This window comes from Saccharospirillum sp. HFRX-2, assembly GCF_043196805.1.
Classification (GTDB): domain Bacteria; phylum Pseudomonadota; class Gammaproteobacteria; order Pseudomonadales; family Natronospirillaceae; genus Saccharospirillum.
Window position 1 is genome coordinate 230815 of sequence record NZ_JBEBMU010000001.1, and the last position, 23376, is coordinate 254190.

Here is a 23376-nt window from a genome sequence, read left to right on the forward strand (position 1 = left end):
AAACTGTAAGTTTTTGTCGTTCTCAGAACCCAAAAAAAGCGGCCACTTGGCCGCTTTTCAGAACAGCATACTATCAATCACTGGTCTGGCTTTCGGTCATGCTTTGACGCATGCGACGACGCAGGATCGGGCCTACCAGATAAGGCAGAACCAAACCCAGAGCGGCCAGAATCCAAAGACCTGCGGCCAACGGACTGCCCCACAGAATGGACCAGTCACCATCAGACAACACCATGGCGTGTCCCAGGTTTTTCTCCATTTCCGGCCCCAGCAGCAGACCCAGAATAATAGGCACCAAAGGGATTTCCAGCTTGCGCAGCAGATAACCGGCAACACCGAAGGCCACCATGAAATAGAGATCGAAGGTCGAATGGCTGATCGAGTAAATGCCGACAAAGGCCACCATGGTCACCACCGGCAGCAGATACATCGGCGGTACCGACAGCAGCTTCACAAAGAAGCCCACCAGCGGGATGTTGAGCACCAGCAACACCAGGTTACCGATCAGCAAGGCGGCAATAACGCCCCAGACGATGTCCGCATTTTGGGTGAACATCAGTGGACCCGGGGTGATGTTCAGCGAGATCAACATCGCCAACAACACCGCAGTGGTACCACTGCCGGGAACACCCAGCGTCAGCATCGGCACCAACGCACCCGAGGAAGCACCGTTGTTACCGGCTTCCGGTGCGGCCACACCGCGCGGGTCACCTTCACCAAAGTTGCCCTTTTTGCCCAGGTACTGCTTCTCCAGCGTATAGCTGATAAAGCTGCCCAAAGAGGCACCGGCACCCGGTAGCACCCCGGCGATAAAACCCAGGACGCCGCCGCGCATGGATGTCGGCAAGGTAGCGATGATTTCTTTAGGTCGCAGCACCAGCTTGCCGACCTTGATCAGCTTACGACCCGCACCGGCACGCTCTTCGATAAACAGCAGCAACTCAGAGATGGCAAACAGACCAACGATGGCCAGGATGAAATCGACGCCTTCGTACAGCTTCAGAATACCGAAGGTGTAACGCTGGGTACCGGTGGAATCGATACCCACGGTCGAAATCATGATGCCCAGCGTCGCAGCAACAATGGTCTTCACCGGGTTCTTGCCGGTAATACCACCGAGGGTGGCAAAGGCCAGCAAGAACAAAGCAAAGTACTCCGCCGGACCAAAGGTCAGGGCAAAACGCGCCAGGACCGGTGCCAGCAGAATCAAACCAAGAGTTCCGACCAGGCCGCCCATAAAGGAGGCGATGGCGGAAATTGCCAGCGCTTCTGCCGCCTTGCCTTTCTGCGCCATCGGATAACCGTCCAGACAGGTCATCATCGCCGGTTCATCACCGGGAATGTTCAGCAGAATGGACGAGATGCGACCACCGTACATGGCACCGGCATATACCGAGGTCAGCAAAATCATGGCCGTATCAGCCGATAAGCCGAGGGTAAATGCCAAGGGAATCAGAATGGCGACGCCGTTCGCCGGACCCAGGCCCGGTAATGCGCCAATCAAGGTACCGACAAAGGCACCAAAGAGCGCAAACATCAGGTTTTGCGGCTGCAATGCAACGGCGAAACCTTGCATCAGGAAGTTCAATGTATCCATCGTTCAACCTCCAGCAGCCCCGCCGGCAAAGACAGTTCCAGCAGATAATTGAACAGAATGAACACCACTACTGCGCCAATCAGGCCCGTCAGGAAGGCACCTTTGGGACGCGCACCCATACGCCAGCACAGCGTGCCGACTGCAAGAGTGGTTGCCACTACAAAACCGAGCACTTCCAGCAGCAAGGCGTAGACAATCAGCACCAAGACAGCAACGGCCAGCTCCACCAGTGTATGGCGGCCTGGCCAATCGGTATCCGGATCCGGTTTGGCGATCAAGTAACAACTTGATAGCGCCAGTATCACCGACAGGATAGTGGGAAAGGTATCCGGTCCAACCGCCTCTTGGCCGCCGAAGGGCGGCGGCCAGTGTTGGGCGGCCCAACCGTAGGCAACGGCCAGGACCAATAAGGCCAGGCCGAGCAAACGATCTCCGCGTGCGGTCATCTCAGCAATCCGATCTCACGTGACAATTGTTCAATATCAGCAACCTGGTCGGTCACAAAGCTTTCGAACTCGTTCGCCGGCGGGTGGAACGGAATCAGGCCGTTACGAGCCATGACGGCTTCCCACTCGTCGCTGGCGTAGAGCTCGTCGATCGCTGCAACCCAGTATTCCTGAGCTTCCGGATCGGCATCGGCCGGCATGTAGAAACCACGCCAGTTCGGACCCAACGCATCAATGCCTTGCTCACGTGCGGTCGGGATGTCGCTCAGACGACCCGGCAGACGCTCTTCTGACAGCACCGCCAGTACGCGCAGGTCACCGGATTCGATAAAGCCGGTGGCTTCACTGATATCACCGGTGAATGCATCAACGTGACCACCGATGACCTGAGTCATGGCTTCGCCGCCGTTGTTGTATGACAGGTAAGGAATACGCGGCAGGTTCTCAACGCCCGCTGCCTTGGCAGCAATCAGTGCTTTGAGGTGGTCCCAGCCACCGTTGGCGCTGCCACCGGCGAATTTGACCGAACGTGGATCGGCTTTCAGCGCGTCCATCAGTTCATTCAGGTTCTGGTATTCGGAGTCATTAGCGACCGCGATGATGCCGTAATCGGCACCCAGCGCACCGACCCACTTAACCATGCCTGCGTTCATGCCCGGGAATTGCTGCTGAGCCAGACGAGTGGTGGTAGCGGTTGATGCAGCGACCAACAGTTGGTCGTCATCATTACGCTTACTGACCGTATGAGCGAAGGCAACACCGCCACCGGCGCCTGCCATGTTGGTGGTTTGGACGTTACCCGAAACCAGGTCCAGGTCTTCCAATACCTGACCGACACTGCGGCAGGTAAAATCCCAGCCACCGCCCGGATCTGCCGGTGCGATGCATTCAACACGACCACTTGGCTCCCAGGCCAGGGTAGTTGCACTGACGGCGAGCGCCGCCAGCAAAGCAAGACTTTGCTTGAGCTTCATTGGATTGTCCTCTTCGTTGTTGTTGTAGGCTGCCGGACGCAACCGGCCACTGACCGAGGGCGGCCGTGGCCTGACCGGACGTTAGGTCGAGCAAGCAAATGCGACCAGCTTATGGACGTAAAGCCTTTATCGGTTATAAAGGCACTTTAGTTCATTTTGTTCACGGGCAATCAAAAATGGCTTCCGTTACGCTTAACCAGCGCTCGGAACCGTGATCGACCTGTCCAACCTGTATCACTGGACCGCTCCGGCCTCCCACGAACAACTATTAGATAGAAGCGCGCTGTCGTGTTTAGAAAATTAAAACTGAAAACCCGCATGATATTGGTCCTGGGTCTGGTCAGTGCTGTTCAGACCGGGCTGATCGGCGGCTTCGCCTGGCAATACCTCAGCCGCTCCCTGGACGATCAGATTGGCCAACGCGCCTTGATGGTCGCCAAAACCATCGCCGCCATGCCGGGCATCATCAACGGCATCGAACAACGGGACTCCACTGCACTGCAGCGACTGAGTGAAAAACTCGCCCGCACCAATGAAGCCCTCTTTATCGTCATCGGCGATGCCAACAACATTCGACTGGCGCACCCCAACCCGGATCGCATCGGACACTCCATGGCCGACGATGATGGCGACAGCGGGGAAATAGCCCTGCTGGATGGCCGCGCCTATGTGAACAAGGCACACGGCAGTTTGGGCGAGTCGATGCGCGGCAAGGCGCCGGTATTCGACGACAGCGGCCACGACATCATCGGGCTGGTCTCGGTGGGCTATTCACTGGACCAGGTCCGCACCACCATCAATCGCTATAAGCTGGTGTTGATCCTGGCCATGACGCTGATGCTGATGGCCAGTGTCGCTGCAGCCACCATCATTGCCGGTCGCTTCAAAAAAGCGATTTTTGGCCTGGAGCCGGAACAGATTGCCCGGCTGTTCGAAGAACTGGATGCCACCTTACAGTCGGTTCGCGAAGGCATCATTGCCGTGAACCGCGAGGGTCAGATCACCACCGTCAACCGCACCGCCATTGAAACCCTCGGCCTGGCGCCAGACACCACTCTGGTCGGCCGCCAGATTGACGAAATCGTACCCGACAGCGGACTGTTGCCGATTCTGGACAGCGGCGAATCGCAATTCGATCAGGAAGTCTGGCTCAACGGCCGACTGATGATCGTCAACCGTTTGCCCGTAAAACAGGACGGCGCCCTGATTGGCGTAGTGTCCTCATTTCGGCTGCGCGATGAACTGGACCAGGTCAGTCGACAATTGACTCGCATTCAGCAGTACGCCGATACGCTGCGCTCCCAAACCCACGAATACTCCAACAAGCTGCACACCATCGCCGGCCTTATCCAACTGGGCGCACACGACGAAGCCCTGGCATTGATCGGCAGCGAAGTCAGCGATCACCAGGCGTTGATTCAACTGTTGCTGGAGGCGGTGCCGGATCCAGTACTGGCTGGCTGTCTGCTCGGTAAATACAACCGCGCGCGGGAAATGGGACTGTCGTTGGTCATCGATCCAGGCAGTCGCATGACCGAGTTGCCGGAGAGCCTGCCGCGTGACCAACTGGTCAGCGTGGTCGGCAACCTGATCGATAACGCACTGGAAGCCACACGCCAATCGAAACCCAATGGCGGTCAGGTGCAATTGAGCATGACCGACCTGGGTCACGACCTGATTTTTGAAGTGGAAGATCAGGGTCCCGGTATTCCCAGCGAACAACGTGAACGCATCTTTGAGAAAGGCGTGAGTACCAAAAGCGATACCAACCACGGCCTGGGCCTGCACCTGGTGCGCTCCTTCGTTGCCCGCTGGGGTGGCTCCATTACCCTGGAAGTGCTGCAATCGGGCAGTCGCTTTACCTTATACCTGCCGAAACAGCCGGAAGCAGAGGCCGACGCATGAGACATTTAAAATTGCTCGTCGTTGAAGACGACCCTCAAATTGCGGAAATCCAGCGCCGTTTTGTGGAGCGACTGGAGCATGTCGAACTGTGCGGCATCGCCCACAACCTGACCGACGCAGCCGACCTGGTCGATGTCTTCCAACCGGATTTAATGTTGCTGGACGTGTTCTTCCCCGACGGCAACGGCCTGGATTTACTGCGTCAGCTACGCGCCCGAGACGTCCACACCGACATCATCCTGATCACCGCCGCGCGTGAAGTCGACACCCTGCGTTCAGCGCTGCACGGCGGCGTCTTTGATTACATTCTCAAACCGTTGGTGTACGAACGACTTGAAGAAGCCGTTCATAATTACCGGCAACACCGGGATCGGCTGGATAACCTGGAAAGGGTTGCGCAAAAGGAAGTGGATGCCTTGCTGCCGCGCGGCCACAACGACACCGGCAACGAACCCGAACGACTGCCCAAAGGCATCGATGCACTGACGCTCGACACCATCCGCAAGGTACTACAGCAAGACGGCACCTGGAGCGCCGAGGCAGTGGGGCAACGCATCGGCGCGTCGCGCACCACCGCAAGGCGCTACCTGGAATATCTGGTCAGCGCCGGTGAGCTGGTTGCCGAAGTCAACTATGGCAGCGTCGGCCGACCGGAACGACGTTATCGCCCCGGTGCGGCTGATGTTAATCAGTGATGGGGATTACCACTGATAGCTCATGCTGGCGGTCGCTTTGCGAGCTTCGCCGTAGTAGCACCAGTAGTCACACGAGGCGACATATTCTTCATCGGTCAGGTTTTTCACGTTGACCTGAGCTTGCCAGCCATCGGCAAAAGCATAGCCAGTCATCAGATCGAACAGAGTGTAGGAAGGTACAGTAACATCACCCGCCTCATATTCTGTTTCGCCGACGAATCGGACACCGCCGCCCAACTTCAAGCCATTCAATACGCCACTAAACGCATAATCCGCCCATAACGCAGCCTGATGAGTCGGGATGATGGCTACGCCGGTTTCGCTGCTGCCGTCGTCAGTATAAGCATCGTTATAGGTATAGCTGGCCATCAGCTGCAGCGCATCGGTGACATAACCCACGCCTTCAACCTCAAAACCGGTGGCGTGGCGAGTGGAGCCGTCCTGAACGATCTGGCCACTGCCATTACGGACCAGGGCATTCTCTTCTTCGATCTGGAAGACCGACGCAGTGACATAGCCATCGATATCCAAGGGTGCAATCTTCACCCCGACATCCAGCTGGTAGCCCTGGCGCGGCTCGTAGAGATCGCCATTGATATTGGCACTGGTGGTCGGCTCGAAGGATTCGGTATAGCTCAGGTAAGGAGAAATGCCCAGCTCGGATACATACATCAAACCACCAGAAAAGGAAGAAGCTTCCAACTCGGAGGTTTCCGATGACTCCCGGTTTTCCGTATTAACCCAGTCATAACGCGCGCCAGCCTGTGCCAACCAGCGATCATTCCAGCGAACCTGCTGCTGCAAATAGACACCAATTTGCTGCTTGGTTACGGAAACGTCACTCAGGTCACTATCGGCTACAGGGGTATAGTTACCGTAGGCTGGGTTGAATAGGTCGACTAGGCCAAAATCTCCTGGGTCAGTGATATTCCCATTATTATCCGTAGATGGATAACTATCGTACTGAGTTCCGCGCTTGTTTACGTCTTGGTAGTCCACCCCTAAAAGTAAGGTGTTTTCAAACTGGCCAAAACTAAAATCACCAATGAACTGATTATCTAAACTCCAACTTTCCATGCGACCGTCACGATGTAGATGACCACGACCAGCCGACAAACCATCGGCTACCGCAAAATAAGTCGAACGAAGAAACAGATCCAACTCGCTGTAGCGAGCGTGTTGCTCTACACGCCAAGTGTTGTTGAATTCGTGGCTGAACTCATAGCCCAAAGATATCTGAGTCCGATCATTGGTGTCGTAATCGGGCTCGCCATAAAAGGTCGAAGGATCAATCTGGCCACCACTGGTATCGATAGTGCCGACGATTGGCTTAAAGCCATTGTAAGGAACCGCATCATCTTTCTGGACGCTGGCCAAGACCGTCAGGCTAGTCGCATCGTTAATGTCCCACTCCAGACTGGGTGCAACGTAGAGGCGCTCGCTCTCGGTGTAATCAATGTCGCCATTTTCAGAGCGATAAAGAGCCACCAGGCGATAGCGAACACTGTCACTCACCGCATCAGACTGATCAATGCCGACCTGAAGGTGCTCACGGTTACCTACTTGCAGGTCAAAACGCCCCTGAGGTTCATCCGTCGGCCGCTTGCTTTGCAGGTTTACCAGACCTCCTGGCAGCGCTTCGCCATAAAGGTTGGACGAAGGGCCTTTCAGCAAATCGATTTGCTCCAGGCCATAGGGTTCGGCAACCCAGTAGTAATAGCCATCTTTGAAGATGCGCATGCCATCAAGATAAGTAGACTGGTCAAAACCACGCACTTTCAGCCAGTCGGCATCGTTATCGCCACCGTATTGACCACTAACGACGCCAGCGCGGTAACGAAACGCCTCATCCACCGCCTGAACATCCTGTTCTTCCAACTCTTCACGCTGAACAACGGAAGCGGGCCGCGGGGTTTCGAGCAGCGGTGTTTCTACTTTTAACGCCGTACCTGAAACCACGACAGCGTTTAACGAAGGTGATTCGCTTGTCTCGTCTTCAGCGAATGCCAGGTTCGAGCCGGCCAGAGCCGACAAGGGGAGAGCAAAACCAATAGCCCGGACCAGCGAAGCCGGTCGGGTAAATGCAGGAGCAGCCATGAAAACCTCGATAACGAACAGGTGTGTATCGTTTGAAAATTCGCTTAAATTACAACGATAATAGTAATTATTCTTATTTTAATTAGCAAACTGTCATCTGATTCCCGCTTCGTCCGATGTTATTGTGCTACCCAAAGCATCGAAGTGAGTGCACACCTTGTCATCAAACCAACTGATTACCCTGCTAGTGCTGGCCGTATTCGGGGCCTGGCTTTGGCACCATCTGGGCATCCGCCAATATGCACTGCAGGCCGCGCGTCAGATCACCCAGCGCGCCGGAGTTCAGCTATTAGATCAGAGTATTTATTTGCGCAAGGTGAGAGTGGTGCGCTCCAAATCCAGCCTGATCGCGCTGGAGCGCAGCTATGAATTTGAATTCTCCACCCGCGGCGATCGCCGCTTTTTAGGCTGGGTAGTAATGCTGGGTCGGCGAATGGAGCGGTCTGAACTGCAGCCTTATACCGAAGATCAGTTGCTTCAGTGAGGACTGAGTTGGGGCGGGGAAGAATTGGTCGGAGAGACAGGATTTGATCCGGCCGGCGCCCCGGCTGCGACCCTCGGGTCGCGGAGCTTGTGTTACTGATCTTCAAAGAAGGGAGGTATCTGGATTGGTCGGAGAGACAGGATTTGAACCTGCGACCCCTACCTCCCGAAGGTAGTGCTCTACCAAGCTGAGCTACTCTCCGACACTGGATGCCTGGGGCTAGGCAATCTCACGCAAGCCCTTGATTTCACAGACCTTTGCGGCCAATGCCAGTAGGGCGGCGTTCGAGCTGCGCAATAGTACGGAGTCCAATCAACGGCGTCAACTCTTGCCGGGCGCCAATTGCCGCCACGCCGACCGCTCGGTTATGCTGGCTTCTCTATCCCCGGTAATCGCTGCGATGACGGACAGTCAAAACGCCCGCAAATTGGACCGCCTGGATTTAAAAATCCTCCGCGCCCTCCAGGAAAATGCCCGTATCTCCTACGTTGATCTGGCCGAGAAAGTCGGGCTGTCGACGACGCCTTGTATGGATAGAGTCAAACGCCTGGAACGCACTGGCCTGATCCAGGGTTACCATGCCAGTATCGACCCGCTGGCGCTGGGCTTGTCGTTGTTGGTTTTCGTAGAAATCACGCTTTCGAACCAATCGCCTGAGGCTTTCGATGCGTTTCGTGAAGCCGTTGATGGACTCAGCTACGTTCAGGAATGTCATCTGGTGTCTGGTCAGTCCGACTATCTGATCAAGCTCCGCCTGACCGACCTCGCCAGTTACCGTAAGTACCTGGGGGAGATGCTGCTCGCACTGCCTTATGTACGGGAATCAAAAAGCTATATTGTGATGGAAGAGGCCAAACAAACGGCCCTCTTACCGTTAGATTTAATCAGTCACCGTTTTAAACGCTAAGCACTGCCATTCACCCTAGGGAGGAACCCATTGATGAAAACCTGGCAGACGTTGTGCTGGCCATTGGCGCTGAGCAGCGCCATCCTGACCGGCTGTACTTCGCTGGAAGCCTTTACTGGCGAAAACCAGATCAATAACACCTCGCGCGGCGCCATTGCCGGCGGTTTACTCGGTGCCGTTCTGGGAGCGGCCACAGCCCCCAAGGACGAACGCATGCGTCGCGCCCTGATTGGTGCCGGCATCGGCGGCGTTGCTGGTGGTGGGGTCGGGCTTTATATGGATCGCCAGGAAGCCGAACTGCGCCGGGAATTGGTCGACAGTGGTGTGCAGGTGCGCCGCACCGAAGAAGGCCAGATTGATCTGATCATGCCGGGCAACATTACCTTCGATACCAATAGCTCGACGGTCAAAGCCCAGTTTACCGACACTCTCGAATCTGTCGCCAAGGTGCTGCAGGAATACGAGAACACTCTGGTTACGGTGGAAGGTCATACCGACAGCACCGGCAGCGACAGCTATAACCAGTTGCTGTCGGAGCAGCGCGCCTCAAGCGTCGCGGAAGTGTTCCTGAAAAACGGCGTCGCCTACGAGCGGGTTGCCGCCATCGGTTATGGTGAAGCCCGACCGGTTGCCAGCAACGAAACCGAAACCGGCCGCTCGGCCAATCGACGAGTGGAAATCAGCCTCGAAGCGATTGTCGCGGGGCAGTGAATTCCCAACATAGAAAACAAAGGCGGCCGATGGCCGCCTTTTTTAATTCCGTCGCCGCAGTCGACCACCTTTATTAATCGCCAAAGTCGGCGGAAAAATCATCATCCGGTGAGACGCTGTTATTCGCCCCTTTGGCGTAATAATAGCTGGCGGTAAAGGAGAATGACGCCCGCGACTTGCCTTCCACCCGGGCGCGGTATTTCAGCCAGAGTTTTTCGCAATCGGTGGTGGCTTCTTTCTCGCCACGAATCATCTTCAGAAACTGTTGTTCAACTTCATTAACGGCCTGGTGCTCACCCACCTCAAGACGACGAAAGGTTTCACCCAAACGCCTCAGCAGTTCAGCTTCGCGAATGGAGAAATCACCAGACCGCTCCAGACCATAGGGGTAATGACGGTTATCGGTGAATGCCTTAAAGAGAGTGTAGCCTTCAGGGCTGATTGCTTGGGACATGACAACCTCCGCAGTCCTGCTCACATGCGCGCATTCATAAGGTCTGTACGGCCGAGTGTAAAACGAGTAATTTTTGCCGCGTCGATGCAGTCTTTTGATCAACGAATGAAGGCGCTGGGATCACACAGCACTTCGCAAGGCGAGGAGCCAGCCTTGGATCTGCAACAGTTAAAAACTTTTTTGGAAGTCTGCCAGACCCGGCATTTCGGTCACGCGGCCAGCAACCTCTATCTGACCCAGTCGGCGGTCAGTTTTCGCATTCGGCAGTTGGAAAACCAACTCGGCACAACACTCTTTGTGCGCCACCGCAACAACCTGCAGCTGACCGCCGCTGGCGAACGCCTGCGCCATCACGCCGAGAGTATTTTAACCAGCTGGGAACAGGCGCGGCAGGATGTCGCCAGCCAACAGGATCGAGCGGCAACGATGAGTTTGGCCACTACCTCAGCCATCTGGACGTCCTGGTTGGGTTCGGCGCTGGCGGACATGCATCACCAACTGGCCGACCGCTATTGGCGCAGCGAAACCCTCACACCCGATCAAATCAGCCGGCGCTTACTGGAACGCAGCCTGGATCTGGCGATATTGCCGGTGCCTCTTAAAGTGGACGAACTCACCAGCCGCTTGCTGACCCCTTTGACGCTAACGCTCGCCAGCGCCAAAAACACAGCCACTGAAACGGCCCTGGAACAAGCCTATGTCCAGATCGATTGGGCGCCACAGTTGCCCATCCATCCCGGAGCCGAGCTCAGCGCCATTCCCAGTCTGCAAACCACTGACCTGCAATTGGCTATGAACTGGATACAACGTTACCAGGGCGCCGCTCTGTTACCGGAAAATCTGCTCGACCTGAATGACTGGCAACTCAGATCGGACCTGGCAACCACTCAATTACCGCTCTATCTGATTCATCACAGCCACCATCCTGATCTGACCAACATGACTCCGGTTATCGACTACCTGCTGCAGCGTTGATTGATTAGAATCAGGCCTTCCAACCGTTCGGAGTCTCTCTATGAAAGTGGCCATTCTGGAAACCGATATCCTGCGTGACAACCTGCAGCCAACCTATATCGGCTATGGCCGGATGTTTCAGCAACTCTTTGGCCGTGTCGGTGTCGATTGGGACATGCCCATCTTCTCGGTCATTCAGGGTGAGTATCCGGAGACAATCGACGACTTTGATGCTTTCCTGATCACCGGCAGTAAGCACGATGCCTTCGCCGACGACGCTTGGATCGTGCGTTTGCGCGACTACTCCCGCCAGCTGTTCGAAGCAGGCAAGCCGCTGCTTGGCATCTGTTTTGGTCATCAACTGCTGGCACACGCTCTGGGCGGCCGCGCGGAACGCGCTGGTTCAGGCTGGGGGTTAGGCGTGATGCACTACCAGTTGGATGAACAACCCGGTTTTATCGACAGCGACCAGAGCGTCAGTCTGCTGGTCAGTCATCGTGACCAGGTCACCGCCTTGCCGCCAGGCGCAAAACCCTTGCTCAGCAACAGTTTCTGCCCGCTGGCTGCTTACTTTATTCCCGACCAGGTGCTGTGTTTCCAAGGACATCCGGAATTCAGCAAAGACTACGAACGCGCCTTGCTTGAGTACCGTGAAGACGATGTCAGCAGTGAGCAGATGGCGCGCATTCGCGCCAGCCTGGACGAAGAGCATCAGGGAGAACGCATTGCTCAGTGGATGAAGTCCTTTCTCGAACAGGCAACCAGCACACCTTTACAGGACTGACCCGAACCGACAGAGTGGGCGGCGGTTTGCCATCATCCACTCGTGGAGTCCCTAATGTTGTTTCGTTTTCAGGATCGGTTACTGCGCACCCTCTATCCGGTTAAACCCGCGGCGGGATGGTTGCTCGGGCTCGGTATCCTGTGTTTTCCCGTCTTGCTCGGTGTCGCTGTATGGCGACCCCAAACCGACACAGGATTACTGTTTATTGCTCTGGTGTGCGGACTGAGCGTTGTGCTGTTCGGCATTTTGGTGTCGATGAGTCGCCCGCAAGCTGCTCCGAAAGCAGGTTTGGGTAACCGGCTGAGACGGTTCTGGGAAGGGCTGGTGTTCTGGTGCTGGTTAGGTTGTTTGGTTCTGGTGATCAGCCTGGCACTGAAGATCGTCAGCTTCAGCAGCTGAGTGCTCAGCCCAGTTTTTTAGCACCCGCAAAGGCCACACCACCTTTACCGGAGCGTTTAATGTCGTACATAGCCTGGTCGGCATGATGCATCAGTTCATCCAGGCTCTGACCGTGGTCTTCGTACTTGGCCACACCGATGCTGGCCGATAAGTGCAGGGTGTCATCGCCAATCTTCAGCGGCTGTTCGATGACCGACAGAATACGTTTAACAAACCCACTCACCTGCTGGGCAGGCTGCATATCATCGATGATGATAATAAATTCATCGCCGCCGACCCGAGCCGCAAAATCGGCTTTTCGCAGCGACTGCGACAAACGCTTGCCCAACACCACCAACACCTGATCACCAATACGATGACCATGACGATCGTTGATCGGCTTGAAGCCATCCAGATCGATATAAACCAGGTAAAAGGTTCGGCGAGCCTCGGCCGCATCCTGAATCTTGGCATCCACAAATTCGGACAACAGCCGCCGGTTAGGCAGGCCGGTCAGGGTGTCGTGGTGCGCCATATGTTCGATCCGTGCCTGAGCCGTTTCCATCTGGGTTTTTTCGTGGGTCAACGCCTGGTTCAATTCGAACAATCGCTGATGACTGACCGCGTTACTCAGAGTAATGGCAACAAATGGCGCCAATGATTTCAGCAGCTCCAGCTCTTCCTGGCTGAAGCGATCGGCAAAACGGCTCTGCAGCGAGAATAACCCCAGCACCTGGCGATTGTGCACTAACGGCATAAACAGTTGGCTGCGCGGCAAAATCTGACTGTCGCCCACCCAGTTAACGCCGGCTTTAGCGGTTTCATCGCCGACAAGAATAGGATCGCCACTGCGAGCGGTTTGCACCGCCCGGCTCTCAGTTACCCGATAAGGAATGCAATAAGCCGGCACCGGCTGGCCATTGTCGATGATGCTGACAAACTCAACGCCTTGGCGAGCCGGGTGATTTAACGCCAGAGAAACAAAGTGCACATCCAGACGCTGGGAGACGATGTCGTACAGCTTGGGGGCGATCTCTTCCAACGCCAAAGTTGACGCCAGCTCACGCGATAAGTCGTTAATCAACTGCAGTCGCGCCTGGGTGGCTTTCAGTAAACGGTTTTCGTGATCGGTGATCTGGTTTTCCAGGCGTTGTTCATCAATCTTGGCTTGCAGTTGCCGCACCTCAAATTGCCGGCGCATATCCTGATCCTGCAGCTTACGCTCAACATCCAGAGCCCGGCGCAGAACGCGCATTGAGGCCTGGTACTTGCCACCTTGCTCGAGACAAATCGACAAGACTTCCAACGCCCGCAGTTGGGTGAGGCTGAACGTCGGTGTTGCTGATCGCTTCAAGCCAGTACGAACCGCCATAACCGCCAAAGCGAACCGCCCCTGACTGGCGCGAACTTTTGCCAGCTCGATATAAGCCGACAAGCCCGACACACCTTCGCGCTCAAACTCGGGGTGGTCGATTGTTACCATTAAAGTGGTTTCAGCCTCAACTAACCGACCCTGTAATCGCTGACAGCGCGCTACGGCAATCAAGGCCTGGATTTCCAGGTGCCAGTAATTTAACTGCTGGGCGAACTTTAACGCCGCGCGGCAGCCCAGAAGTGCATCATCGAATGCAGAGCGCTTGGAATGCAGGTTGGCCTGCAACAGCGCGGCTTCACCCAGGTTTTCCAGCGACACCTCACGAGTATCGCTGCCCAGCGCACGGTTAAGCAGACGCTCGGCGGTATCCAGATCATCGGTTTGGAAGTGCAGCAGAGCCTGATTTAACAAGGCCGCAAAGATGCCGTTGCTATTACCAACCTGCTGATTCAGCTCGAGAGAACGTTCGTAATAACGCTCAGCCAAACCATATCGGCCCAGGTTGTAGTAGGCCATGCCAATGCCATTGCAGATCCGCATGGTCGGATCCAGCGCATTGAGGCGTTCAGCCAGCGCCAGCGCATTGGAGAAAAGCGTCAGTGATTTGAGGTATTCACCTTGGAAGATCAGACACCAGCCGGAATGGAAGTCGAGCTCTATGCTCTCCTGTTCGGATGGTTCGACCATTGTTCGAGCCTGGTCGATCAAAGTCTGGGCGGCCAAAGGGTCGCTAACCATTTGTGCCCAGGCTGTTTTCAACAGCTGTCCGAAGTCGGGGCCGGATGACGTCACCGGTTAAACCTTTTCCTGATCATCCGTTCAGTTTAGTCCAATCCATACCCCGGCGACGACCCAAAGGTGTCACTTGCGTCCTGTCAGTTCACTTCCAACAGGAAAGTCACCGGGCCATCGTTGAGCAGTTCAATCTGCATATTGGCGCCAAATTGCCCAGTCTGAACCCGGTCATACTGGTGGCGAATCTGAGCCACCAAGGCATCAAAGATGCGTTCACCATCGGCCGGTGGCGCTGCCGAAGTGAAGCTGGGCCGCAAACCCTTATTGGTATCGGCTGAGAGCGTGAACTGTGAGACGAGTAGCAAGGCGCCACCGATATCCTGGACATTGAGGTTCATGCGGTCTTCGGCATCGGCAAAGATGCGGTAGTTCAACAGCTTGTGCGCCATCTTTTCGACCCGGTCGATCTCATCGCCTTTATCGATGCCCACCAACACCAGCATGCCCTGGTCGATAGCCGCAATAGATTCCCCGTCAACCTCAACACCGGCGTGACGGACGCGTTGTATCAATGCTTTCATCGCTCAAGCCTCCTCATCACCCTGACCAAAGCGTTGTGCAACGTTCTGGGTGGCGCGGATCAGGGCGTCGACCATGGCCGGATCAAAACCTGAATGCCCGCCTTCGCGCACCATGTCCAGCTCAGCATCCGGCCATTGCTGCGCCAACTGCCAGGCCTGATCCGGTGGGCAAACCATGTCGTAGCGACCCTGAACGATATAGCCGGGGATGCCCGCCAAACGGTGCGCCTGCTGTAATAGCTGGTCCGGCTGCATAAAAAACTGATGCTGAATGTAGTGGCAGGTAATGCGCGCCAAACTGAGCGCGACATGCGTGGAGGTGAAGTAATCCAGCGACTGTTGGCTTGGTCGTAAGGACGCGTTGACCGCCTCCCAACGCGCCCAGGCTTTGGCAGCGCCCACTCGCGCCAGATCGTTGCTGCCATTGAACAGTTCGGCGTAGGCATCGATCAAAGCTCGACCGCTCAAACCGGATACCGGTTCGATAAAGCGCGCCCACTCCTCAGGAAAATAACGACCCGCACCACCGCCGTATAGCCAGTCAACATCCAGCGGCCGGCCGAGAAAGACGCCACGCAGTACTAATGCCCGGCAGCGATGCGGATAGGTTTGAGCGTACAACAGCGACAGGGTTGCGCCCCAGCTGCCACCAAACAACACCCAGCTTTCCAGGCCGAGATGCTGGCGCAGGGCTTCCAAATCCTCGACCAGGTGCTGACTGTCGTTCTGATTCAATTCGGCATGCGGTTCTGAACGACCCGCGCCTCGCTGATCGTAGAGAATAATATGAAAGTGTTCCGGATCGAAAAATCGGCGCAGCTGCTCAGAAAATCCAGCGCCGGGACCGCCGTGAACCACGACCACCGGCAAGGCTCCCGCTGTGCCGGCCTGCTCAACATAGAGGCGATGACCGTCACTGACGCTCAGCCACTGGCGATCAAAGGGGCGAATCTCTGGATAGAGTGGCAGCATCTGTAGATCCTCAACGGCAGTGCTGCCGCATCATGACACAGCCCCTCCGGACTGCCCAGTCTGCCTTGATGGCGCGGTTGGCATTGCCTAGTATCGAGCGACCCGGCCCAAGCTGCGGCCTTGCCTCCTAGCTTAAGAGTTGTCATGAGAATCTTACTGCTGTGTTTTTGTGTCTTGATCGGCCAGGTCTCTGCCGAGATTCGTTTAACCGATGATTTAGGTCGCACGGTACAGCTTGAGGCGCCAGCCCAGGGAGTAATCAGTCTGGTTCCCCACGCCACCGAATTGCTCTACGACATCAACGCTCAGGATCAGTTAATCGCCACCGTCCGCTATGCCGACTATCCCGAAGCCGCCAAAGCCAAGCCCAGAGTTGGGGATTACAACAGCCTGAACAGCGAGGCCATCCTGATGCTCGAGCCCGACCTCATCATTGCCTACCCAACAGGCCCCGCTCGCGCTCAGGTTGATCGGCTTATCGAACTGGGCATTCCGGTGTTTTTCAGCGATCCACAGAACTTCGATGCCATTGCCCAGGCGATGCGTGATCTGGGGCAACTGACCGCCCAGGTCGACAGTGCCAACGCCGCGGCCAGCGATTTCGAAGCCGCTATCGCAGCATTGCAACAACGCTATGCAAACCGATCCGAACTGAGCGTCTTTTACGAAGTCTGGCATGAGCCCATCTATACCCTGAATGGCGATTCCTATATCAGCGATGTGATCGAACTGTGCGGCGGCCGGAATGTTTTCGCTGATCTGCCAGTGCTATCGCCTCAGGTCAGTCTGGAGGCGGTCTTTGCGGCCAATCCGGATGTGATCGTGACCGACAGCCCGGACTTGTGGCGTCAGTGGACCCAATTGCAGGCGGTTCAGACAGATGCACTGATCAGTACCGATGCCGATGTACTGCATCGGCCCACACCCAGCCTGCTGATCGGAGCCACCCAACTCTGTGTTGATCTGCAGCGGATTCGCACCACCATCGGGGCGCAGTAATTGGCTGCAAATGGAAACAGCTCGGCGATCAGTCAGCGATTGGCGTTTATTGATGGCTTACGCGGCATCGCTATCCTCGGCATCCTGATCATGAATATTCAGGCCTTTGCCCGGGTCGAGCGCGCCTACTTAATACCCAACATCCTCGAGCCACTGTCGTTCACCGACCGTTGGTTACATGCCTTGGGCTATTTTTTTGCCGAGCAGGTTTTTGTCAGCCTGCTGTCCTGTCTCTTTGGCATCGGCATCTGGGTACTGGCCGAGCGCAATCTGGCCGCCGAACAAAACCCGGTTAAACAACAACGCCGAAGAAGTCTGGGTCTGTTAGTGATTGGGCTGATCCACGCCTATCTGATCTGGAGCGGCGATATTCTGGTCGCCTATGCCATTGCTGCCTGGATCCTGGCTCCCGCTGTCTATTGGAAAACCCGTACCCAGCTACAAGTTGGATTGGCTTTTTTGGCGTTTACCCCGGCGCTGAGCCTACTGGAAATGAGCCTGGTTCCTGCGGAAATACGAGGTGCAGCTTATGCTGCTGACCCCCAGGCTTTGCAAACTGAGATCAATGCCTTGCTCGGCGGTTGGTGGGAGAACCAGCATTGGCGCTTCGAACGAACGCTGGAGTCGCATTATCTGGGGCTGCCGTTTGGCACCTTCTGGTTTGTGGCCGGCTGGATGTTGGTTGGTATGGTCTTGTATCGCATCGGCTTAGCGGCCGGACAATGGTCATCTCAGCGCTACCTTTTACTGCTAAGTGTCATTTTGCCATCTGGGTTGCTGTTAAAGGCGCTGGGTTACCTCTATCAAGCCGGCGGCAATTTTGATCCGGCACGAATGGTTGTGGGGCGCGGCTTTTTCAGCTACTTCGGAGCCGCTTGTCTCTGCCTGAGCATTCTATGCACGGCGATACTGTTCTGGCGGCGATGGCCGCAACATGGTTTAGCGCGTCTGTTGGAAGCCATTGGCAAGACAGCACTGAGTAATTACCTGCTGCAAAGCCTGATCGCGACGACGTTGTTCTATGGCTTTGGATTGGGTTGGTTTGAGCAACTGTCTTTTAGTCAGTTGGTTTTGGTAACAATTGGCATCTGGATGACAAACGCCGTGTTGACGACGCTGTGGCTGCGGACTTTCCGGCTGGGTCCAATGGAGTGGTTATGGCGCTGGCAAAGCCGGGGACGAGCCCCGGCGTTAAAGCGTTAGTCGTTTTCGATCAACAAACGCATCACTTCGCGATATTGCTGTGGGCTGTGCGGCGGGCGAATCAACGCAACATATTCACCGTCAGGATTTAGCACCGCCTGGTTGTCACTGTGGGCAACGGTGTAAACATCACCGTCACCTTCCGGATAGAACACTGTATTGAGCTGGCGCGCCAGAGGCTGAATGGCATTGGCCTCATCGCCGGTCAAACCGATAAAGTCCGGGTGAAAGAAGGGAACGTACTGGGCCAGGCGGTCGGCTGAATCCCGAGCCGGGTCGACGGTGATCATCCATACGTCCAGCTGCTCACTCAGTCCATCGTCGGTCAAACCGCGGTAGGCATTTGCCAGGTCGGCCATATTGGTCGGGCAGATATCCGGGCAAAAGGTGTAACCGAAATTGATCAACCGCCAACGACCATCATTCAACTGGGCCGTCTCTATGGTTGTGCCATTATGGTCGATCAACTCGACCGCTGGTACCGGGCGCGGATCTTCAAAGTACAGCGTATTGTGCGCTTCCAAAGCACTGACCAGATCAGGACCGGCCAGGGTGGTTCTTAGAATTGCGGCGACAAAAACAACAATCACGATCGCAAACAGAATTAACGCGGTTCTGAGTGCACCACGGCGCTGTTGGTCAGCGCCGGCTTTTGAACTCGATGTCATAACCAGGCTCTTACACTGTAATCAACCAATAGAGCGACAAAGAGTAACAGCAGATAGGTGATGGAAAAACGAAAGGATCCCCAGGCCGCGTCCGGACGACGATCAGTCAACAACCACCAGTTCCACTGCAGATAGCGCGCACCCAATACAAAGGCGCACACCGCGTAAATCGGACCGGCCTTCAAGGTGGCGAACGGCAACATGGAAATTGCCAACAGCAACCACGAATACAGCCAGACATTGATCTTGGTGTATGCGATGCCATGAGTCACCGGCATCATCGGAACATCGGCGTTTTGATAGTCTTTAATGCGGTGAATAGCCAGCGCCCAGAAATGCGGTGGCGTCCAGGCGAAGATAATCAGCACCAGCAACAACGGCATGGCGCCAACCTGACCGGAAACGCTGGTCCAGCCTAATAAGGGTGGCATAGCACCGGCCAAACCACCGATCACAATATTCTGCGGCGTCGCTCGTTTTAAGAAGACCGTATAGATGACAGCGTAGCCGACCATGGACGCCAGCGTCAGCCAAGCGGTGAGAGCATTGACCCAGGCATAGAGCATAACGAAGCCAGCGACCGTCAAGCTGGCAGCAAAGGCCAGCCCCTGATTCATGCTGACCCGACCGGTGGCCATGGGTCGACGGTGAGTGCGCGCCATACGCTGATCAAGTTGGCGATCCAGCATATGGTTAAAAGCCGCACCGGCCGCCGCCAGCGCTGCGATACCCAGGGTGCCGATCACCATACCAAGGGCGGCGCCATCACCTTTGGGCGCCAAGGCCATTCCGACCCAGGCGGTAATTAACATCAACAGGACCACCTTGGGTTTGGTCATCTCCAGGAAGTCACGCCAGCTGGGTAACTTTTGAACCGCGCTTACTTTAGACATGGTTCGCCTCCCGATATAACTCATAATTCACTGTCACCAGTGTGGCCAATAGTATGGCGCCGAAGAGGTTATGCAGCACGGCTACAGCCAATGGCAGACCAAACACCACATTACTGACACCCAGACTGATTTGGGCAATTAACACCAAGGCAAGGCCACTGGCCAAGGCCGCAAACCGAGCCTTAAACAATCGCAATACCAACCAGGCCACCACCAGCAAGGTCACCAATGCGCCGATTCGGTGAGCCAGGTGGATTGCCGTTCGGGACGGTATATCCAAATGCCCACCTAAATAGTTCGGCCCGATGGGATGCGCCAGATCGAAGCCGGCGACAAAATCAGTTTGCGGTAAGATTTGCGATTGGCATAACGGAAAATCCGGACAGGCCAGAGCGGCATAATTCGATGTCACCCAACCGCCCAGGAAAATCTGCACGACGACGACGGTCAACGCCAACGCAGCCAGGCCGCGGGGCAGGGCGCGCTGTTGCAGCGAAAACAGTTGAATCGGGCGCGAGCCGCCTAAGCGCAGTGTCAGTAGCCAAAGCAGCGAGAAGGTTAGGAAACCACCCAGTAAGTGAGCGGTTACTACTTGAGGCCAAAGCCGCAATGTTACCGTCCAGGCACCAAAGGCACCTTGCAGTATGACCAAAGCCAACAGCAACAACGGCAATTTCACTGGCTGGCCGGGGTATTTCCGATTACGGAAAGACACAACCACTAAAGCGATGATCAACAAGCCCAGCGTCGAAGCCAGGTAACGGTGCACCATTTCCGGCCAGGTTTTTTCCAGATCGACCGGCAGTTCCGGATAGGCGTCATTGGCAGCGCTGATTTCAGCGTCGCTTTGCGGCGCCCAGACATGACCATAGCAGGTTGGCCAATCAGGACAGCCAAGGCCGGCATCCACCAGCCGGGTAAAAGCACCTAAAACCACAACGGCGATGGCAAAACAGGTTGCGAAGGCGGCCAGTCGAAAACCGGGCTTGGCATTTTTCAGTGACAACATGCACAGCTCCTACCCAATTGTTGACAGGTCCAACAGAGTTTCCATATCCGCCAGTTGATCTTTGTAGTCGTTACCGGGGGTGAAGTAGAGCGGCACGTTGCCCAGAGGGTCGACAATAAAGACGAAATCGCGCGCGCCGAAATCGGCAGGCACACGTTCCAGCAAGGCGGCACTGTAATCCTGCGGCTGATGTTGTTGAACATCCAGTCCTGGATACTCGCTTTCCAAACCATTCAGGCCCGAAGTTGAAGTCAACAGCAAGCGCTTCATGCGCGGCTCGTCTTTGCCCAAAGACACATGAATCTGGCGCTGTGTATGGACGCGTTCCAGGCAGCTCTGCTGACACTCAAAGGACGTCTGCACCATCAGCCACTGGCGTTCGGGATTCACGGCGTCAATTTCCAGACCCAGGTCGGAAAGCTGCAATACCGGATCCAACAGCACGCCGCGGTTAACCCGAGAGTCCGGCACCAGCCAGCCCGAGTAATAAAGTCCTGTTGCAGACGCCATTACAATCAAGGGAGTCAGCAGGATAATCAGCAACTGCAGGCGACTGTAGTTTGTGGAAGAGTGAGTACTCGCTCCGGTCGCTTTGCTCATTATTGGTCTTCCTCTTGCCTGGTATGTTTCACGGTTCTGGCGAAACGCCTCCCCGCATACAAATACATCAACAACAACGCTGCGGCCATGGCGAACCATTGCACGGCGTAACCACGATGACGCTCCGCTGTCATAACAATTGGCGTCCAGATGACCGGACCCACGCCCGCCTGGCCGGGCAATAACTGCAGTAATCCAAGCGGCTTAGCCCGCCCCAGTTGTTCTGCCATAACATCGGGGTCGATCGATTGAATAACCTGTGGCCAGTGGCGCGCTATGTCGGTATCCGCCAGGACAACCGATTGACTTAACGGCCTTGCCTGAGCCAACCAGGGACGTCTGCTCTCGGGTAGGTCGAGCTGCGGTAACCGGTCCCGGCTGGCAGTTGCTGCAATCCAGCCGGCCGAAGCCAAATACCAGCCATCGTCAGTCAGCATCGGCGCCCAGACTTCATAACCAGCCTGACCCTGATGAGTCCGGTTATCGAGCAGCCAAAGGTGGTCGCCATCCAACTGGCCGGTCAGTTGGTAATGTTGATATAACTGCGGTGAGGTCCCGCTGGGTAATAGCTCAACCTGACGACCGGCCTCGATGCTGGCACCTAGCTGGGCTTTTTGTTCGGCTCTGTTAAGCTGCCAAATGCCCAGGCTGATAAAAACCGGCAAAAAAACAGCAACAAAAACGGTCAACAGCCAACCGGGGCGAAAGTTCAACATCCCTTCCAACCGATCAAGAGGGCCTGTCCAATGGCGCTATTGTTAAAAGTCGTTCTCATACTGCTGATTATCGCCATGTTGGTTTCCCTCAGTGGTGCCCTGACCTCCTTATTCAGAGACGACGCCGAATCAACACGGCTGGTCAAATTGCTAACCATTCGAGTCAGCCTGGCCGCTTTGATAGTGGTGGTACTGATCATTGGTTTTGTGACTGGCGAACTTTCCCAACAGGCGCCTTGGGTTGGCCAGTACTGAGGTTTAAAAAGGCGGCCTTGGCCGCCTTTTGTTACGTCATCAAATCCAATAAACCAAGACGAACAGACACAACCAGACCACGTCGACAAAGTGCCAATACCAGGCCGACGCCTCGAAGCCAAAATGATCATCCGGTTTAAAGTGCCCACGCAGAGCCCGCAGGAACTGAACAATCAGCATCAAGGTACCGATGGTGACGTGAGCACCGTGAAAGCCGGTCAGCATAAAGAAGGTCGAGCCATAAATACCGCTATCGAGCGTCAGCCCAAGATGGTTATAAGCTTCAACGTACTCTTCGGCCTGCAGCACCAGGAAAGAAATACCCAGCAAAATAGTAATGCCCAACCAGACTTTCAGTTGCGTCCGATGCTCTGCTCTTAATGCGTGGTGAGCAATGGTCAGAGTGACACTGGAAACCACCAGGATAATGGTGTTAATCAGCGGCAAACCGAAGGCATGTATGACTTCTTCCGGCGCTTGGAAAACTGAATTGTCCGGGTTGTGCAGCAACGGCCAACTGAATTCAAAACCCGGATACAAATAGTTGGAGACGCCTTTGGAACCTTCACCACCGAGCCAGGGGCCGACCAGGTTGCGCACGTAAAACAAGGCGCCAAAAAAGGCGGCAAAGAACATCACTTCTGAGAAAATGAACCAGCCCATGCCCCAGACATAAGATTGCTTAAGCTGTGGGCTGTTCAAACCGGCATGGTTTTCCCGAATGACTTCACTGAACCAGTTGTAGAGGACAAACGCCAAAACGGCGAAACCGGCAATAAAAAACCACTGGGCATTGGATTCGGTAGCGCCATTAGACATATCTCGCAACATGCTGCCCAAACCAAAAACGGTCAGGAACATGGCGAAGGCCATCCAAATCGGCAGGCGGCTCTGCGCTGGCACGTAGTAGTGTTCGTGATTGGCACTGCTGGACATAGCAATCTCCACTTATTCTTATTCGCCCGGCCGACCATCGGCCGGGGT

At 55.6% G+C, this 23376-nt stretch carries 25 protein-coding genes and 1 tRNA gene; 11 read left to right on the forward strand and 15 right to left on the reverse strand.

The features are described from left to right. Window positions 1–73: 73 nt before the first annotated feature. Genes ABMA60_RS01195 through ABMA60_RS01205 form a run of 3 tightly spaced genes read right to left on the reverse strand, consistent with a single transcriptional unit; the run spans window position 74 to window position 3017 of the window. Window positions 74–1597 (reverse strand): tripartite tricarboxylate transporter permease, encoded by a 1524-nt coding sequence (locus ABMA60_RS01195; protein WP_392797550.1) that lies wholly within the window; start codon window positions 1595–1597, stop codon window positions 74–76. Then, window positions 1585–2043: a tripartite tricarboxylate transporter TctB family protein gene (locus ABMA60_RS01200; protein ID WP_392797551.1), complete on the reverse strand. Its 459-nt coding sequence runs from the start codon at window positions 2041–2043 to the stop codon at window positions 1585–1587. Before ABMA60_RS01200 ends, ABMA60_RS01195 begins: the two co-directional genes overlap by 13 nt. Then, a complete protein-coding gene (locus ABMA60_RS01205; protein ID WP_392797553.1) occupies window positions 2040–3017 on the reverse strand; it encodes a Bug family tripartite tricarboxylate transporter substrate binding protein in 978 nt (325 codons plus the stop codon). Before ABMA60_RS01205 ends, ABMA60_RS01200 begins: the two co-directional genes overlap by 4 nt. Window positions 3018–3335: 318 nt before the next feature. Here ABMA60_RS01205 and ABMA60_RS01210 point away from each other — a divergent pair, with 318 nt between their 5' ends. Beyond that, on the forward strand, window positions 3336–4922 hold the full coding sequence (locus ABMA60_RS01210) for an ATP-binding protein (RefSeq protein ID WP_392797554.1): 1587 nt from the start codon (window positions 3336–3338) through the stop codon (window positions 4920–4922). Further along, the gene (locus ABMA60_RS01215; RefSeq protein WP_392797555.1) at window positions 4919–5617 is read left to right on the forward strand and encodes a response regulator; all 699 of its coding nucleotides are present in this window, start codon (window positions 4919–4921) and stop codon (window positions 5615–5617) included. Before ABMA60_RS01210 ends, ABMA60_RS01215 begins: the two co-directional genes overlap by 4 nt. 6 nt (window positions 5618–5623) lie before the next feature. On the opposite strand, the gene ABMA60_RS01220 is transcribed toward ABMA60_RS01215, so the two are convergent. After that, entirely contained in the window at window positions 5624–7714 is a 2091-nt protein-coding gene (locus ABMA60_RS01220; protein ID WP_392797556.1) for a TonB-dependent siderophore receptor, read from the reverse strand. 157 nt (window positions 7715–7871) lie between these two features. Between ABMA60_RS01220 and ABMA60_RS01225 the strand changes: the two genes are divergently transcribed. Continuing rightward, on the forward strand, window positions 7872–8198 hold the full coding sequence (locus ABMA60_RS01225; protein ID WP_392797557.1) for a DUF3301 domain-containing protein: 327 nt from the start codon (window positions 7872–7874) through the stop codon (window positions 8196–8198). A gap of 125 nt (window positions 8199–8323) precedes the next feature. On the opposite strand, the gene ABMA60_RS01230 is transcribed toward ABMA60_RS01225, so the two are convergent. Then, window positions 8324–8400, reverse strand: a tRNA-Pro gene (locus tag ABMA60_RS01230). Between the two features lie 198 nt (window positions 8401–8598). Here ABMA60_RS01230 and ABMA60_RS01235 point away from each other — a divergent pair. After that, a complete protein-coding gene (locus tag ABMA60_RS01235; RefSeq protein ID WP_392797558.1) occupies window positions 8599–9105 on the forward strand; it encodes a winged helix-turn-helix transcriptional regulator in 507 nt (168 codons plus the stop codon). Between the two features lie 33 nt (window positions 9106–9138). Then, window positions 9139–9816, forward strand: coding sequence for an OmpA family protein (locus ABMA60_RS01240; protein WP_392797559.1), 678 nt, complete (start codon window positions 9139–9141; stop codon window positions 9814–9816). A gap of 73 nt (window positions 9817–9889) precedes the next feature. Here the strand turns inward: ABMA60_RS01240 and maoP are convergent, their stop codons facing one another. Next, a complete protein-coding gene (gene maoP / locus ABMA60_RS01245) occupies window positions 9890–10270 on the reverse strand; it encodes a DUF413 domain-containing protein (protein ID WP_392797560.1) in 381 nt (126 codons plus the stop codon). Between the two features lie 153 nt (window positions 10271–10423). Here maoP and ABMA60_RS01250 point away from each other — a divergent pair, with 153 nt between their 5' ends. Genes ABMA60_RS01250 through ABMA60_RS01260 form a run of 3 tightly spaced genes read left to right on the forward strand, consistent with a single transcriptional unit; the run spans window position 10424 to window position 12407 of the window. Continuing rightward, complete coding sequence (locus tag ABMA60_RS01250; protein WP_392797562.1) at window positions 10424–11245, forward strand: LysR family transcriptional regulator; 822 nt, start codon at window positions 10424–10426, stop codon at window positions 11243–11245. 40 nt (window positions 11246–11285) lie between these two features. Beyond that, window positions 11286–12008 carry a gamma-glutamyl-gamma-aminobutyrate hydrolase family protein gene (locus ABMA60_RS01255; protein ID WP_392797564.1) on the forward strand — a complete coding sequence of 241 codons (723 nt, stop codon included), beginning with the start codon at window positions 11286–11288 and terminating at the stop codon, window positions 12006–12008. Window positions 12009–12062: 54 nt separating this feature from the next. Further along, complete coding sequence (locus tag ABMA60_RS01260; RefSeq protein WP_392797565.1) at window positions 12063–12407, forward strand: hypothetical protein; 345 nt, start codon at window positions 12063–12065, stop codon at window positions 12405–12407. A gap of 4 nt (window positions 12408–12411) precedes the next feature. On the opposite strand, the gene ABMA60_RS01265 is transcribed toward ABMA60_RS01260, so the two are convergent. From ABMA60_RS01265 to pip, 3 genes are all read right to left on the reverse strand, one after another. Further along, window positions 12412–14448, reverse strand: a complete 2037-nt coding sequence (locus tag ABMA60_RS01265; protein ID WP_392797566.1) for a diguanylate cyclase domain-containing protein — start codon at window positions 14446–14448, stop codon at window positions 12412–12414. Between the two features lie 188 nt (window positions 14449–14636). Further along, window positions 14637–15077: a D-aminoacyl-tRNA deacylase gene (gene dtd / locus ABMA60_RS01270; RefSeq protein ID WP_392797568.1), complete on the reverse strand. Its 441-nt coding sequence runs from the start codon at window positions 15075–15077 to the stop codon at window positions 14637–14639. Window positions 15078–15080: 3 nt separating this feature from the next. Further along, window positions 15081–16049 (reverse strand): prolyl aminopeptidase, encoded by a 969-nt coding sequence (gene pip / locus ABMA60_RS01275; RefSeq protein WP_392797570.1) that lies wholly within the window; start codon window positions 16047–16049, stop codon window positions 15081–15083. Window positions 16050–16193: 144 nt separating this feature from the next. On the opposite strand from pip, the gene ABMA60_RS01280 reads away from it, so the two are divergent. Both ABMA60_RS01280 and ABMA60_RS01285 read left to right on the forward strand, forming a co-directional pair. After that, window positions 16194–17048 carry a cobalamin-binding protein gene (locus ABMA60_RS01280; RefSeq protein ID WP_392797572.1) on the forward strand — a complete coding sequence of 285 codons (855 nt, stop codon included), beginning with the start codon at window positions 16194–16196 and terminating at the stop codon, window positions 17046–17048. Further along, entirely contained in the window at window positions 17049–18251 is a 1203-nt protein-coding gene (locus ABMA60_RS01285) for a DUF418 domain-containing protein (RefSeq protein ID WP_392797573.1), read from the forward strand. It begins immediately after the preceding gene. Here the strand turns inward: ABMA60_RS01285 and ABMA60_RS01290 are convergent. From ABMA60_RS01290 to ABMA60_RS01310, 5 genes are read right to left on the reverse strand one after another with little or no spacing between them, the layout of a single operon-like run. Beyond that, a complete protein-coding gene (locus ABMA60_RS01290; RefSeq protein ID WP_392797574.1) occupies window positions 18248–18919 on the reverse strand; it encodes an SCO family protein in 672 nt (223 codons plus the stop codon). The two genes, ABMA60_RS01285 and ABMA60_RS01290, sit on opposite strands and share 4 nt — an antisense overlap. Next, entirely contained in the window at window positions 18916–19812 is an 897-nt protein-coding gene (gene cyoE, locus ABMA60_RS01295) for a heme o synthase (RefSeq protein ID WP_392797575.1), read from the reverse strand. Before cyoE ends, ABMA60_RS01290 begins: the two co-directional genes overlap by 4 nt. Further along, window positions 19805–20821, reverse strand: a complete 1017-nt coding sequence (locus tag ABMA60_RS01300; protein WP_392797577.1) for a heme A synthase — start codon at window positions 20819–20821, stop codon at window positions 19805–19807. Before ABMA60_RS01300 ends, cyoE begins: the two co-directional genes overlap by 8 nt. Window positions 20822–20830: 9 nt before the next feature. Then, on the reverse strand, window positions 20831–21421 hold the full coding sequence (locus ABMA60_RS01305; protein ID WP_392797579.1) for a hypothetical protein: 591 nt from the start codon (window positions 21419–21421) through the stop codon (window positions 20831–20833). Then, window positions 21421–22137, reverse strand: coding sequence for an SURF1 family protein (locus tag ABMA60_RS01310; RefSeq protein WP_392797581.1), 717 nt, complete (start codon window positions 22135–22137; stop codon window positions 21421–21423). Before ABMA60_RS01310 ends, ABMA60_RS01305 begins: the two co-directional genes overlap by 1 nt. Before the next feature lie 30 nt (window positions 22138–22167). On the opposite strand from ABMA60_RS01310, the gene ABMA60_RS01315 reads away from it, so the two are divergent. Further along, entirely contained in the window at window positions 22168–22392 is a 225-nt protein-coding gene (locus ABMA60_RS01315) for a DUF2909 domain-containing protein (protein WP_392797583.1), read from the forward strand. 39 nt (window positions 22393–22431) lie between these two features. On the opposite strand, the gene ABMA60_RS01320 is transcribed toward ABMA60_RS01315, so the two are convergent. Then, the gene (locus ABMA60_RS01320; RefSeq protein ID WP_392797585.1) at window positions 22432–23328 is read right to left on the reverse strand and encodes a cytochrome c oxidase subunit 3; all 897 of its coding nucleotides are present in this window, start codon (window positions 23326–23328) and stop codon (window positions 22432–22434) included. Window positions 23329–23376: the final 48 nt, after the last annotated feature.

Coding starts and splice junctions, on each gene's coding strand:
- ABMA60_RS01195 (WP_392797550.1), bottom strand. CDS start 1,597: ATGGATACATTGAACTTCCTGATGCAAGGTTTCGCCGTTGCATTGCAG.
- ABMA60_RS01200 (WP_392797551.1), bottom strand. CDS start 2,043: ATGACCGCACGCGGAGATCGTTTGCTCGGCCTGGCCTTATTGGTCCTG.
- ABMA60_RS01205 (WP_392797553.1), bottom strand. CDS start 3,017: ATGAAGCTCAAGCAAAGTCTTGCTTTGCTGGCGGCGCTCGCCGTCAGT.
- ABMA60_RS01210 (WP_392797554.1), top strand. CDS start 3,336: ATGATATTGGTCCTGGGTCTGGTCAGTGCTGTTCAGACCGGGCTGATC.
- ABMA60_RS01215 (WP_392797555.1), top strand. CDS start 4,919: ATGAGACATTTAAAATTGCTCGTCGTTGAAGACGACCCTCAAATTGCG.
- ABMA60_RS01220 (WP_392797556.1), bottom strand. CDS start 7,714: ATGGCTGCTCCTGCATTTACCCGACCGGCTTCGCTGGTCCGGGCTATT.
- ABMA60_RS01235 (WP_392797558.1), top strand. CDS start 8,599: ATGACGGACAGTCAAAACGCCCGCAAATTGGACCGCCTGGATTTAAAA.
- ABMA60_RS01240 (WP_392797559.1), top strand. CDS start 9,139: ATGAAAACCTGGCAGACGTTGTGCTGGCCATTGGCGCTGAGCAGCGCC.
- maoP (WP_392797560.1), bottom strand. CDS start 10,270: ATGTCCCAAGCAATCAGCCCTGAAGGCTACACTCTCTTTAAGGCATTC.
- ABMA60_RS01255 (WP_392797564.1), top strand. CDS start 11,286: ATGAAAGTGGCCATTCTGGAAACCGATATCCTGCGTGACAACCTGCAG.
- ABMA60_RS01260 (WP_392797565.1), top strand. CDS start 12,063: ATGTTGTTTCGTTTTCAGGATCGGTTACTGCGCACCCTCTATCCGGTT.
- ABMA60_RS01265 (WP_392797566.1), bottom strand. CDS start 14,448: ATGGTCGAACCATCCGAACAGGAGAGCATAGAGCTCGACTTCCATTCC.
- dtd (WP_392797568.1), bottom strand. CDS start 15,077: ATGAAAGCATTGATACAACGCGTCCGTCACGCCGGTGTTGAGGTTGAC.
- pip (WP_392797570.1), bottom strand. CDS start 16,049: ATGCTGCCACTCTATCCAGAGATTCGCCCCTTTGATCGCCAGTGGCTG.
- ABMA60_RS01280 (WP_392797572.1), top strand. CDS start 16,194: ATGAGAATCTTACTGCTGTGTTTTTGTGTCTTGATCGGCCAGGTCTCT.
- ABMA60_RS01290 (WP_392797574.1), bottom strand. CDS start 18,919: ATGACATCGAGTTCAAAAGCCGGCGCTGACCAACAGCGCCGTGGTGCA.
- cyoE (WP_392797575.1), bottom strand. CDS start 19,812: ATGTCTAAAGTAAGCGCGGTTCAAAAGTTACCCAGCTGGCGTGACTTC.
- ABMA60_RS01300 (WP_392797577.1), bottom strand. CDS start 20,821: ATGTTGTCACTGAAAAATGCCAAGCCCGGTTTTCGACTGGCCGCCTTC.
- ABMA60_RS01305 (WP_392797579.1), bottom strand. CDS start 21,421: ATGAGCAAAGCGACCGGAGCGAGTACTCACTCTTCCACAAACTACAGT.
- ABMA60_RS01310 (WP_392797581.1), bottom strand. CDS start 22,137: ATGTTGAACTTTCGCCCCGGTTGGCTGTTGACCGTTTTTGTTGCTGTT.
- ABMA60_RS01315 (WP_392797583.1), top strand. CDS start 22,168: ATGGCGCTATTGTTAAAAGTCGTTCTCATACTGCTGATTATCGCCATG.
- ABMA60_RS01320 (WP_392797585.1), bottom strand. CDS start 23,328: ATGTCCAGCAGTGCCAATCACGAACACTACTACGTGCCAGCGCAGAGC.